The following is a 12,704-nucleotide window of genomic DNA, read 5'->3' on the forward strand; positions in this document are numbered from 1 at the left end:
TAGGTTTTTCCGTGTTAAATCAAAATAATGACCCTTTTAATGCTTTTGAAGCAAAAACAGAAGCTCAGAAGTTATCTTTTGCACCAATCGTGTTCCAGACCGCCAGAACGCTCCGAGATTTAGGTATTTTAGCCGCGCTAGACAGCGCCGGTCCACAAGGCATGAGTGCCACGGACATTGCCGAGAAAACGGGCGTGTCAGAATATGGTGTCAAAGTATTGTTGGATATGGCGATTAGCGCACATATTGTTTTATGGGAAAGACCTAACTATTCGCTTGCGAACCTTGGTTTTTACCTTCTTCACGATGGTATGACGAACGCAAACATGGATTTTACGGCTGATGTCTGTTACGCCGCGATGATGCATTTGACGGAAGCGATTCAAGAAGGTAAGCCTTCAGGTTTGAAAGAGTTGGGCAATTGGGAGACGATTTATCAAGGTCTGTCGACGCTGCCAGACCAAGCCAAACAGAGTTGGTTTAAGTTCGATCACTTCTATTCGGATCGCTCGTTTCCATTACTGCTTAAAGAAGTGTTTGCAAGCAAGCCAAAGCACCTCGTGGATATTGGTGGAAATACCGGGAAATGGGCTATTCAGTGTTGTAAGCATGATCCTGATGTTGAAGTTACTATTGTCGATTTGCCGCAGCAATTAGAAGTGGCGATGTCAAATGTCTCTGAAAACCAGTTCGCCGAGCGTGTACGTCCATACCCTGCCAACATGCTTGATAAAGCACAAACATTGCCTGAGCATGCTGACGTATGGTGGATGAGCCAGTTCTTGGATTGCTTTTCACCAATTGAGATCCTAAATATCCTTAAAAAAGTCAAAGCCCAGTTAACGAAGGGAGATACTATTTACGTATTGGAGCTATTTTGGGATGCCCAAAAATACGCGGGTGCTTCCTATAGTCTTAATGCAACCTCTCTCTACTTTACCTGTTTAGCCAACGGCAATAGTCGTTTTTATCGCAGTGATGATTTCTTAGAAATTGTCGAAGCGGCCGGTTTATCTGTCGCCGAAAGAACCGACAACATTGGCCTTGGTCACACCTTATTAAAACTACAAGCAAACTAAATTCAGAATGAAAACAGAGCTCAAGCAAGTTGTCGTCGTAGGAGCGGGCCCATCTGGCTCCACCGTTTCTGCGTTATTAAAATCGCGTGGCATAGATGTCGTTGTCATAGAAAAAGCCACCTTTCCACGTTTCTCTATCGGAGAAAGCCTGCTTCCTGCATGTATGGAGGTTGTCGAGCAAGCCGGAATGACCAATGCGGTAAAGCAGTTTGGCTTCCAATATAAAGATGGCGCTGCATTTCGTCGCAATGGTGTTTACACCCAGTTCGATTTTACGGACAAATATACCCCAGGGCCAGGTACGACGTTTCAGGTGCAACGTGCCAGTTTTGATAAAGTGCTCGCCGACAGTGCCGCAGAGCAGGGCGTCGATATTCGTTATCAACATGAGCTAGTTAGCTTGGCGTTTGAAGGCAAAAAATCGCGCTTAGAAGTTGTTGGGCCGGATAAACAGACCTATCAAATCGAAGCTGATTTTGTTTTGGATGCGAGTGGTTTTGGCCGTGTTTTGCCACGCTTGTTGGATCTTGAAGAGCCTTCTTGTCTTCCTCCAAGAAAAGCGATATTTACTCACATTGAAGATCGTATCTCTCCACAAGAGCCAGAGTACGATCGTAATAAAATTCTGATTTCCGTGCATCCTGAAAATCACGATGTGTGGTACTGGCTAATTCCATTCTCGAATGGTACGTGTTCGTTTGGTGTGGTGGGTGAGCCTGAGTTTTTCGAGCAATACCCAGAAGATAAGCTTGCAGCTTTGCAGCAGTTGGCGAATGAAGAGCCGGGGTTGGCTTCTTTGTTGCGAAACGCGAAGTACCCAAATCCAGCAGGAGAGTTGGGTGGCTATTCAGCGAACGTCAAACGCTTAGCGACAGAAAACTACGCGCTGCTTGGTAATGCCGGCGAGTTTCTTGATCCTGTGTTTTCATCTGGTGTCACCATTGCCATGAAGTCGGCGGAATTTGCGGCCGATTGCGTAGCTCGTCAATTAAATGGTGAAGTGGTTGACTGGCAAGAAGAGTATTCGGAACGCTTGATGGTGGGGGTGAACACATTCCGTACTTATGTGGAGGGGTGGTACAACGGCACATTGCAAGATGTGATTTTCTACCAAAACCCGAATCCACGTATTAAGCAGATGATTAGCGCGATTTTGGCTGGGTACGCTTGGGATACAAACAACCCTTACGTAAAACAAAGCGAACAACGTTTGTCGACGCTCGCTGAGCTGGTTCGAGAAGCGGAACTGTAAGAGTATAAATTCTCTTAGCTGAGGATGCGTAAACCTAGGTCTTACCGAGAAATTGGTAAGACCTTTTTTATTCTCGACAATACCTTTTTATTTGTACTTCGAGCTTACTGGAGACATCTTGACCACTTGTTTCGAGGTGTATCGAATTTGAGAAAATTTATAGTGATTATGATCACATACATACTCATTGTTGCTGATATTTATATTAAACGTGTAGGAAATGGATTACATTTTGGGAGTGTTCCCTAAATCCGGCTTCGTTGTGAAAACGGTTTATAAGCAACTGTATAAATTAGTAAAGTTCCAAAAACTGCACCAAAAAAAAGATAAGTTTCTTGCCAAATCAATTCGCTTGGTGAGTTCGAACCATCGACTGCGCCAAACACTTCCTTTACTTTCTCGAATTGTCAAAGAACACGACGCGTCAACGGTCTCTTCGGTTGTTGATCCCGAGAACGCGGTGGCGTGGGGAGGCAAAGTTTCTCCAGAGTTCAAATGCAAAGTCATCCGTATTAGTGAAGAGCTGGAGATCAACCCTAATCATCTGATGGCCTGCATGGCATTTGAAACCGCTGAAACCTTCAGTCCAAGCATCAAAAATGGTTCAGGAAGTGGGGCGACAGGGTTAATTCAATTTATGCCCTCTACCGCTGAGTCATTAGGAGTGAGTACGAAAACTCTTGCGAGGATGAGCGCGGTTGAGCAACTTGACTATGTAAAAGCCTATTACTGGCCATATCGCCATAAAATCAATAGCTTGGAAGATGCGTATATGGCAATTCTCTATCCTGCTGCGATTGGCAAACCGTCTTCTTTCGTTTTGTTCAAGCAAGGCTCGATTGCATACCGACAAAATGCGGGTATCGATCGTCACAATACAGGAAAAATCACGCTTAATGATGTTTCCTATAAAGTACGGAAAAAACTAGAGAAAGGTTTACAGCCCAATTTGATGGGATAGGGCCGTGCTTTATTCCACTTCGCTATTGTTGGTTGATGTATCGGTGTCTTTGGTGACTCTGACTTGCATAATGCGATGTTTTTTAACGAGGAGTATGTCAAATCGCCAACCTTGGTAGTGAATGTGCTCCCCAACATTTGGGACTCGACCATAAAGCCATGTCAAAAGCCCATTTAATGTTTGAAAGCCTTCTCGCTCTTCGCCTTCTATGCTGCTCAGTTCGAGTTTATTCTTGAGCTCATTGAGCGGGATCAACGCGTCCATCAACCAACTGCCATCTTTTTGTTGTTTGGCCCACACTTGCTGTGGCGCCATGCCCAGTTCTCCAGCAATCGACTTTAACAAGTCGTAAAGGGTTACTAGGCCTTGTACATCACCATACTCATCGACAATAAAGACCATTTCTGCACTGGTTTGTTGCATGTAGTTAAGGAGAGGTAACCCTTTCATAGACTCGGGTACAAAACGCGGACGCTTGAGCTGTTTAGCCAGTTTAATGATAGACAATTCGTCATATTCATCGAGCAGGACTTTGGATGAAATGGTGCCAATAATATTGTCCAAACCACCCTTACAGACTGGCCATACGGAGTGTTGGGTTTGGCGAAGGTCAGTAAGGATGACATCAATAGGTTGGTTGGCATCCAGGTAATGGATATCGCACCGTGGTGTCATTAGCGATAATGCTAAACGATCGTTAAGGTGGAGTAAGTTGCGAATCATCAATTGCTCTTGTGGCTCAATCGCACCGGACTCAGAGCCTTCGCTAACAATAGCAAAAATATCCTCCTCGGTAACAATCTCACCGTTGCTGTCGTTTTGGCGCAATAATCGGAGAAAAGTATCGGTTGAAAACGTCAATAAGAAGACAAAAGGAGTGGTGAGCTTGGCGAGCCAGTGGATCGGATAAGCTACGATAATAGCGATGGTTTCTGCGTTGTTTTGTGCAAAGCGCTTGGGAACGAGTTCTCCCACCACAATCGCGAAGTAGGTGATCATGAGCACGACGCTCATCGTTGAAAGTACCGTGGCTATCTCTCTTTCTAGCCCTTGGGTTACTAACCAATTTTCGAATGGTACTGAAAGCGTTGCTTCACCAAAAATACCACTTAATAGCCCGATGACGGTAATGCCTATTTGGATCGTGGAAAGAAACTGAGTCGGATTGTTTTTAAGTTCGAGCGCTAAAGCGGCAGAGGCGTTGTGTTCTGCAATTAATTTTAGCCTTCCGCTTTTGGCTGCGACTAGAGCGATCTCTGACATAGCAAACGCGCCATTGAGTGCGATTAATCCAACCAGCAGTAATACGTCCATAACGTTTCCCAGTAATGTACACGTTAGCAGCATAACTAGATTCACGCGCAAGAAATGTGATGTTGCGAGTAAATCATGCAGCGCTCTAATATCGGGCTCTACGTGCATGAATCCTTCTGTTACTTCACTGGGATTCTGATACACTACGCGCCCATTTCCTCTGTTGAGACGTTTCTATGCCATTTTCTAAGCTTGGTTTAAGCGCATCGATTACTGATGCAGTAAAAGCGCTAGGTTATGAAAAACCGACCTCTATCCAGCAAAAAGCCATTCCAATCGTACTGCGTGGTAGCAACTTAATTGCTGCAGCACAAACGGGGACAGGTAAAACGGCCAGTTTTGTTCTACCAATCTTAGAAAAGCTTAGTCAAGGCGAAACGCAACGTAAAAAACGCGCTCGCGCTATTATTCTTACGCCCACACGCGAACTCGCGCTTCAGGTTCATCAAAGCATTGAAGCTTATGGTAAAAACTTACCGCTGCGCTCAATGGCGATGTTTGGTGGTGTGGATTATGCGCCACAAAAACAAGCTTTGATCGAGGGTGTCGATATTGTGGTAAGTACGCCGGGACGTTTGATTGACCTGTACGGTCAACGCGCTATTCACTTTGATGAAGTGGAAATGCTAGTGCTTGATGAAGCGGACAAAATGTTGGACATGGGATTCATCGATGCGATCGATAAGATCGTTGATTGCATGCCAGAACATGTTCAAAGTCTGCTGTTCTCGGCAACGCTATCTAACCCTGTTCGTGATTTGGCGAAAAACGCGATTATTGATCCTGAAGAGATCACGATTGCAAAACACAGTGCATCTAAGTCGAACATCAAACAGTGGATCACCACCGTCGATAAGGACATGAAGTCGTCGCTGTTAAGTCTCATGCTCAAAGAAAACGACTGGTCACAAGTACTGGTATTTATTGAAACCAAACACGGTGCTGCCAAGCTTGTTAGCCAACTTGAAAAGCGCGGCATTGTGGCTGAAGCGTTTCACAGTGGCCGTAATCAGCGTGTTCGCCAAGAATTAATAGAAAAGTTCAAAGCCGGTGAAATCCAGTACCTAGTCGCAACTGGTGTTGCAGCGCGCGGTATTGATATCGATAACTTGCCCGTTGTTATTAACTACGACTTACCGTATCCAGCAGATGAATATGTACACCGTATTGGTCGTACTGGTCGTGCTGGCGCACAAGGTGAAGCGATCTCATTAGTCTCAAAAGATGACTTTAAAAACCTTTGTATGATCGAGAGCCGTTTAGGGCACTTGCTAGAGCGAGTGGAAATTGACGGCTTTGCACCAAGAAAGCCAGTGCCGATTTCTATTTTAAATTACGTACCTAAGAACAAGCGTAAACCGCACGATAAGCGCGAATCAAAATAGTCTGTTTTATCTCTACGATCCAAAAGCCGCATTGTTGCGGCTTTTTGCGTTTTAGGGAGATTCACTCATGGGTTGACAGTGTTGGCTTTTATGCCGTAATGAGGAAAAAAGTTAATTTATGTCATACGCTTAACACTCAAAGTGAGTCAGCTTTCGTAAAGCTTTTGTCAATTCTCTGTCCTCAGGTTTGCACAAGGTTAGGAATGGGCGCAGACTTTTTTGCTTGCTAGTGAATGCATAAGATGAGGCATAAATGAAAACAGGTGATAAGCAATTCGCCGTTATTGGTCTTGGCCGATTTGGTTTGGCAGTATGTAAAGAGCTACAAGATTCAGGAGCTCAAGTTTTAGCGGTTGATATCAACGAAGACAGAGTTAAAGAAGCTGCCAGTTTTGTTAGTCAGGCAATTGTGGCTAATTGTACTCACGAAGAGACGGTTGCTGAGCTTAAGCTTGATGATTACGACATGGTGATGATTGCTATCGGAGCGGACGTTAACGCTAGTATTCTCGCCACACTGATCGCCAAAGAAGCGGGAGTGAAGTCAGTATGGGTTAAAGCCAACGATCGATTTCAAGCGCGTGTCCTGCAAAAGATTGGTGCGGACCACATTATCATGCCTGAACGTGACATGGGGATACGTGTCGCGCGTAAAATGCTCGATAAACGGGTTCTTGAGTTCCACCCTTTAGGTAGTGGCTTAGCCATGACGGAGTTTGTGATTGGATCTCGTTGGATGAGTAAGACATTAAGTGACCTAGCACTGTGCAAAGTCGACGGTGTGCAAGTACTCGGGTTTAAACGGGGCCCAGAAATTACCAAGGCGCCAGACCTTAATACCAAGCTGGAAATTGGCGATCTCATTATTGTGGTTGGCCCGCAAGATGCGCTGGCAAATAAATTAAAATCACTATGACGCAGTTTCATCAAAAAGGCGTTTTTTACGCGCCAGATGGTAAACGAGAAAAAGCAAAGGGTAACGAGCCGCGGATTATATTGCTGAGTTTTCTCGGTGTGTTGCTGCCTTCTGCCGTGCTGTTAACCTTGCCAGTTTTTTCTGTTACAGGCCTTTCGATAACGGACGCTTTGTTTACCGCAACATCCGCCATCAGTGTGACAGGGCTTGGTGTTGTCGATACCGGGCAACACTTTACGTTAGCCGGGAAAATCTTGCTGATGTTTTTAATGCAAATCGGTGGATTGGGGCAGATGACGTTGTCGGCGGTTTTACTCTATATGTTTGGTGTGCGTTTAAGCTTACGCCAGCAGGCGTTAGCGAAAGAAGCACTAGGGCAAGACCGACAGGTCAATTTAAACCGACTGGTGAAGCGGATTGTGATTTTTGCGCTTGTCGCGGAATCTATTGGGTTTATTTTCCTTTCCGTTCGTTGGGTTCCTGAAATGGGCTGGCAAACTGGCATGTTTTACGCGTTATTTCATGCGATTTCTGCGTTTAACAACGCAGGGTTTGCTCTGTTTTCAGACAGTATGATGAGCTTTGTGAATGACCCGCTGGTTATCTTTACCCTGGCCGGGTTATTCATTTTTGGTGGGCTTGGTTTTACTGTTGTCGGAGACATCTGGCTGAACTGGCGTAAAGGTTTCCACTTTTTGCATCTTCATACCAAAATCATGCTTATCGCGACACCGATATTGCTCTTTGTTGGGACGGTGATGTTTTGGTTACTCGAGCGGAGTAATCCAAATACAATGGAATCGTTACCTTTGGCTGGTCAATGGTTGGCGGCATTCTTCCAATCCGCTAGTGCTCGGACGGCCGGGTTCAACAGTGTCGACTTGGCGCAGTTTACCCAGCCAGCTTTATTGATCATGATTGTTCTGATGTCGATTGGTGCTGGGTCCACCTCAACGGGGGGCGGCATTAAGGTTTCCACATTTGCCGTTGCGTTCATGGCTACGTGGACCTTTTTGCGCCAAAAGAAACATGTGGTTATGTTTAAACGAACCGTAAACTGGCAAACCGTGACTAAGTCACTTGCCATTATCGTTGTGAGCGGCGCCATTCTGACAAGCGCGATGTTTTTATTGATGCTCACAGAGAAGGCAAGCTTTGATAAGGTCATGTTTGAAACCATTTCCGCATTTGCGACGGTAGGACTTACCGCTGGTTTGACGGCAGAGCTTTCTGAACCTGGCAAGTACATTATGATCGTGGTAATGATCATTGGTCGTATCGGGCCACTCACGCTTGCCTACATGTTGGCCCGCCCTGAACCTACCTTAATCAAATACCCAGAAGACGCCGTTCTTACAGGGTAAAGTAGTGTTTATCTGCACCCCACCGACCATAACGAGCACTGATTAATAGCAGTGCTCGTACATTTATAAAATATGTGGGACGTTGCCCAATTTTATCTACAAAGTCGCAGAAGTTTATTTCTTCTTCCTTTTGTTTCGATACTATTCATTCACTCAATTTATACCCTCGGAAGCCACACTTACAAAAGCATTTGGGCATCCGACGCTTTTGTAACGTGATGCTAAATAATATTGTGTTATCTGAGCGAATTGATACCAGCCTTAGTCGTTAGCCACTCAACCTAATTCTATGTTTATGGGCTATTGTGTACTGGCTGTGCTTGGTATTAAACGAATCGAAAAGATGGAGCCGTACTTTGAAATTCAACACACTCGCCTTGACTATGCTAACTGCGCTTCTTGCAGGTAAGAGCATGGCAACTACTCCGCCATCACCAGTTTGGCATACTATTGCGTTGAGCGATGGTACCTCTAGTGAGGCAATTTTGCGCGGTACTGCCGATTTCCACTGGTTTGAAGATAAACAAGGTAATGCCTTGGTTCATGAAGATGGCATTTGGTTTTTTGCACAGATTCAGCGCGAGTCAGACATCCCAACGTTACGCTCGACGGGTGTTGCTAAAACTCAATCGAGTGATGCGCCTGAATCGGCGAAGTTTCGCCCGGATCTACAAGTTAAGCCGCAGTTATCTTCTCTAAAAACCATTGAACCGATGGCGCGCCAAAATCTATTGCGTTCGGCGCAAGGTTATCAGGCGATGAGTAACTCATCGGTGAAGCAACAACCACTGTTGGTTGTGCAAGTCTCCTTTGATGACCAAGCAATGGTGCATGACTTCGAACAACGTGTGTTTAATACCGATGGCCAAAGCGTTGTCGATTATTTTGATAAAAACTCTCAAGGGAAATTCAAAGTTGTCCCTGCGATTGAGAGTTATGGTACCGCGAATGATGGTGTGATCAATGTGACCGTGGCGCAAAGCCACCCAAATTGCCACTCTAGCTCAACTGACAAGACTTGTACTGCCAAGTTGAATGCGGTCTTCACCGAAGCGTATCAAAAACTGGATCCGTACTTTAATCTTTCGGCTTACGACAGCAATCAAAATGGTACCGTAGAACCGTCAGAGTTGTCAGTGATGTTTATTTTTGCTGGTGGCGACCGTTCAACCGGATTCCTTGATCGTCCTTCTATTTGGCCGCATAAATTCTCTCACGATGATGTGACCTTAGATGGCAAAAAAATTGCCGATTACTGTGTGTTTGCTGACTACCAAGTTGATCATCAAGCGACGTTAGGCGTGATCGTACATGAGCTTGGCCATTTAATGCTTGGCTTGCCGGATTTGTACGCAAGGAACAGTGATGCCTCGATCGGTTCTTGGGGCGTGATGGGTGGTGGTTCATGGGCACAGAAACCGGGAGACTCATACGCAGGAGACACGCCAGTGAACATGAGCGCCTGGAGTAAACACGCCGCTGGTTTCGTTGTACCAACGATCACTCATGAAAGCCCGATGCCTATTTCCGTGAATAACGACGATGTCAAACTGGTGTATCTCGACCCGTACTTGAAAGAGTTTGGCCCACGCGTTTATTTGGAAAACCGTACCTTTAGCGGTTACGACCGAGCATTGGCGGCAGAAGGCATACTAGCGACGTCGGTTAATGTCCAAAATCGCTTTAACGATGTTGGCGCGATGCAGGTTCAAATCATGCAGGCCGACGGTCTGGATGAGTTAGAACATGATGGAAGCAGTGATGCCGGCGATTTGTATCCTAATGGTGGCAATGTCATTTCAGATACATCGACCCCGGATCTGAGAGCGATCGCCGGGTTTGATACTGGGGTTCGTATTTCCAACATTGCCAGCAATACCAACGGCGGCAGTTTTTCTCTTGAGCATATAAACGAGCCAAATAAATCGGCATGGTTGAACTCTCTTCACCAAGGTTATGTGTACGCAAGTGGCAGTAACACTCTGGCGGTATCATTGGATTTGAATGCTGAGACAAAGCTTGATGGTCTTCAACTTTACGCGCAAAGCAATAGCGCTCAAAGTGACATGACTTATCGAGTATGGCGATTCCCATTCTCAGGTAACGTGGGCTACCGATTAATATTGGATCAGAACAATGCTGAACTTTTACAGCAAGGTAGCTTCCAAAAGCCATCCCGAATTTTATTCCCTCAACCAAGCCAATTAAGTGCGGGTCAGCACCTGTTAGTAGTGGAATTAGAAGGCGGTGAATTTGAATCGAACTTTGACTTTGGCCGCTTACTAAAAACTGAAAAATCATCTCTGCCTGTAATGTGGACTGGTAATTACAACGAGATAGGTACGTTTGGTTTAGAGCAAGCCGGATTCTCTTATGTTCCGTTCGCAGCACTCTTGAATGTGGAGGCGAACAACATTGTTGAAGCGAAAGCTGATTCACTGCAAACCGATAAGAATACGCCAATCGATCTGAACCTGATGGACAATGATTTCATGGCCATAGGATATCAGTTCAATGTGGACATTGTGCAGAAGCCTGAGCACGGCACCATTTCTGGCAACCAATACCAACCTGAAGCTAACTTCGTTGGTTTGGACAGCTTCCAATATCGTTTGCTGTCTACGGACGGCGTGTATTCGTCTTCGGTTGTGAGCGTGCAGGTCGAAGTACTTGGTAGTAATGAAGCACCAAAAGCGCTCATCGATGTGGATAGCCAAAAGATTACTGCTGGACAGAAAGTAACATTGTCGGCGGCAAACAGCACAGATGCGGATGGCGATGTGTTGAACTACCGATGGGAGCAATTGGCTGGTACTTCAGTTTCTATCGGAAATTCGACCAGTGCTACGGCAAGCTTTACAGTGCCTCAAGGTATAAAAGCGGGTGAGGTTCTGACATTCCGTCTAACTGTTACTGATCCAAGTAATGAAACCTCCAGTGCTACCGTCAATTTAACCATGCAAAACGCAGCGCCAGTCACGTTAGCAGATACGGCGACCGTTGCCGTTGGTGAAAGCATTGTGATTGATGCTGCTGGCAATGATTCGGATGTGAATGGCGATAAACTGGTTGTAGAAAGCGTACAGAACCTAACGGGCGTGGGAAGTGCGAGTGTAGAGAATGGTAAAATTCGTTTTCAAGCTCCGGATAGTGCGGTTGATAACATCAAGCTGCAATACACGGTTTCAGATGGCAACGGTGCTACCGCAATAGGTGAAGTGACCGTTACGGTTGTCGCTTCCTTGAAAACAACGACATTCAAGAACTCTGAAGGTAGCGGCAGTGTTTCTTATTGGGCTCTGATGTTACTCGTTGCATTGGGCTGGCGACGCCGCGTCTAAAACGGTATCGAATTACGGTATAAGCCACTCACATTGAGTGGCTTATTTTTTGTGCCTGTTTTACTTCCTAGTATCTCTCATTATCTTATGAGATGTGTTTCTCATTATTTTTAAAGCGATTTTTCTATTCAGCGGTTACCCTATGGGCAGATTTTTATAAATTAAGGATGTTGTATGTCAACCGAGGACTTTTCTGTTTCGGCAATATGCCGAGAAGCAGCAGTGATGGTCAGAAGGAACCTACTCGCAATTGTCATTGCTTGTATTCCATTGATCATCGTGCACTCAATTTTTGTGTTTATGTATCCTGAAATGACGGGGCAAGATCAAGCGAACGCTCAAGAAGGAAACATCGCGGGATTTTATTTCGTCACAATCATTTTATACCCACTTGTTGCCGCGATGGCGGCTGTGCGTGTACACCGAATTTATTTGGTTGGCGATTACATGCACTCAGCGTTGGATGTATTTCGCTTGTCAGCCAGAGAATTCCGTTTCATTGGCTGGTGGATATTATTTGGGTTGATGATGATGCTCGTCATTGGTATCCCAATCTTTGTGTTGTCGTTTCTCTATATTGCAGAAAGTGGTGAACCTGATTTTGTCGCCATGGCGTTTATCACAACGGTTGCAAGCATTCCGGGCTATTGGGTGATGGCGCGCTGGTCGTTCGTGTTGCCAGCGACCGCAATGGATCATCAGCCGCGCAGCTTGCGTCGTTCGTGGAACCAAAGCAGACCATACAACAAACAAGTATTCATTTTGATGGGCTTAATTCCATTGGGCGCGGGATTGCTCAGTCAGCTTATCTTTAGTCACTTTACTAACCTCTTCATGCTGAGTCTTGTGGGGGTTGCCTATGGTATTTTCGGTGCGTACCAGTTGGCTTTGTTATCGTTGAGCTATAAAACGGTCGTGGATATTGAACGCGCTCGTTTTGATACACCATCAGAGCCACCAAAAACGGGTGAAGAGTTTTCCGCTTAATCATTTGATCGCTTTTACATGCCACTTCCGTTTGTGAGGTGGTATGCAGCGGGTTAATACCTTCCTACCGCCTTCACGTTATTCACGCAAAATACCCATGCCCAT

Annotated in this window: 9 protein-coding genes; 8 read left to right on the forward strand and 1 reads right to left on the reverse strand. The window is 45.6% G+C overall.

The window, feature by feature from the left end:
- Nucleotides 1-11: 11 nt before the first annotated feature.
- The 3 genes from MSG33_RS18195 (at nucleotide 12) to MSG33_RS18205 (ending at nucleotide 3,292) form a co-directional block, all read left to right on the forward strand.
- A complete protein-coding gene (locus tag MSG33_RS18195) occupies nucleotides 12-1,079 on the forward strand; it encodes a methyltransferase (RefSeq protein WP_237283712.1) in 1,068 nt (355 codons plus the stop codon).
- A gap of 7 nt (nucleotides 1,080-1,086) precedes the next feature.
- Nucleotides 1,087-2,331 carry an NAD(P)/FAD-dependent oxidoreductase gene (locus tag MSG33_RS18200; protein ID WP_248381659.1) on the forward strand — a complete coding sequence of 415 codons (1,245 nt, stop codon included), beginning with the start codon at nucleotides 1,087-1,089 and terminating at the stop codon, nucleotides 2,329-2,331.
- Nucleotides 2,332-2,551: 220 nt separating this feature from the next.
- Nucleotides 2,552-3,292: a transglycosylase SLT domain-containing protein gene (locus MSG33_RS18205; RefSeq protein WP_079855598.1), complete on the forward strand. Its 741-nt coding sequence runs from the start codon at nucleotides 2,552-2,554 to the stop codon at nucleotides 3,290-3,292.
- 9 nt (nucleotides 3,293-3,301) lie between these two features.
- On the opposite strand, the gene MSG33_RS18210 is transcribed toward MSG33_RS18205, so the two are convergent.
- On the reverse strand, nucleotides 3,302-4,606 hold the full coding sequence (locus MSG33_RS18210; RefSeq protein WP_248381685.1) for a hemolysin family protein: 1,305 nt from the start codon (nucleotides 4,604-4,606) through the stop codon (nucleotides 3,302-3,304).
- Nucleotides 4,607-4,782: 176 nt separating this feature from the next.
- Here MSG33_RS18210 and MSG33_RS18215 point away from each other — a divergent pair, with 176 nt between their 5' ends.
- From MSG33_RS18215 to MSG33_RS18235, 5 genes are all read left to right on the forward strand, one after another.
- Complete coding sequence (locus tag MSG33_RS18215; protein ID WP_248381661.1) at nucleotides 4,783-5,991, forward strand: DEAD/DEAH box helicase; 1,209 nt, start codon at nucleotides 4,783-4,785, stop codon at nucleotides 5,989-5,991.
- A gap of 253 nt (nucleotides 5,992-6,244) precedes the next feature.
- Nucleotides 6,245-6,907, forward strand: a complete 663-nt coding sequence (locus MSG33_RS18220) for a TrkA family potassium uptake protein (protein WP_074191034.1) — start codon at nucleotides 6,245-6,247, stop codon at nucleotides 6,905-6,907.
- The gene (locus MSG33_RS18225) at nucleotides 6,904-8,271 is read left to right on the forward strand and encodes a TrkH family potassium uptake protein (RefSeq protein ID WP_248381663.1); all 1,368 of its coding nucleotides are present in this window, start codon (nucleotides 6,904-6,906) and stop codon (nucleotides 8,269-8,271) included. The genes MSG33_RS18220 and MSG33_RS18225 overlap by 4 nt, the downstream gene beginning before the upstream one ends.
- Nucleotides 8,272-8,627: 356 nt before the next feature.
- On the forward strand, nucleotides 8,628-11,612 hold the full coding sequence (locus MSG33_RS18230; RefSeq protein ID WP_248381665.1) for a M6 family metalloprotease domain-containing protein: 2,985 nt from the start codon (nucleotides 8,628-8,630) through the stop codon (nucleotides 11,610-11,612).
- 174 nt (nucleotides 11,613-11,786) lie between these two features.
- On the forward strand, nucleotides 11,787-12,599 hold the full coding sequence (locus tag MSG33_RS18235; protein ID WP_005390499.1) for a hypothetical protein: 813 nt from the start codon (nucleotides 11,787-11,789) through the stop codon (nucleotides 12,597-12,599).
- The last annotated feature ends 105 nt before the right edge of the window (nucleotides 12,600-12,704 follow it).

This window comes from Vibrio sp. 1CM7H (assembly GCF_023161645.1).
Classification (GTDB): Bacteria; Pseudomonadota; Gammaproteobacteria; order Enterobacterales; family Vibrionaceae; genus Vibrio; species Vibrio diabolicus.

Coding starts and splice junctions, on each gene's coding strand:
- MSG33_RS18220 (WP_074191034.1), top strand. CDS start 6,245: ATGAAAACAGGTGATAAGCAATTCGCCGTTATTGGTCTTGGCCGATTT.
- MSG33_RS18205 (WP_079855598.1), top strand. CDS start 2,552: ATGGATTACATTTTGGGAGTGTTCCCTAAATCCGGCTTCGTTGTGAAA.
- MSG33_RS18200 (WP_248381659.1), top strand. CDS start 1,087: ATGAAAACAGAGCTCAAGCAAGTTGTCGTCGTAGGAGCGGGCCCATCT.
- MSG33_RS18225 (WP_248381663.1), top strand. CDS start 6,904: ATGACGCAGTTTCATCAAAAAGGCGTTTTTTACGCGCCAGATGGTAAA.
- MSG33_RS18210 (WP_248381685.1), bottom strand. CDS start 4,606: ATGGACGTATTACTGCTGGTTGGATTAATCGCACTCAATGGCGCGTTT.
- MSG33_RS18215 (WP_248381661.1), top strand. CDS start 4,783: ATGCCATTTTCTAAGCTTGGTTTAAGCGCATCGATTACTGATGCAGTA.
- MSG33_RS18235 (WP_005390499.1), top strand. CDS start 11,787: ATGTCAACCGAGGACTTTTCTGTTTCGGCAATATGCCGAGAAGCAGCA.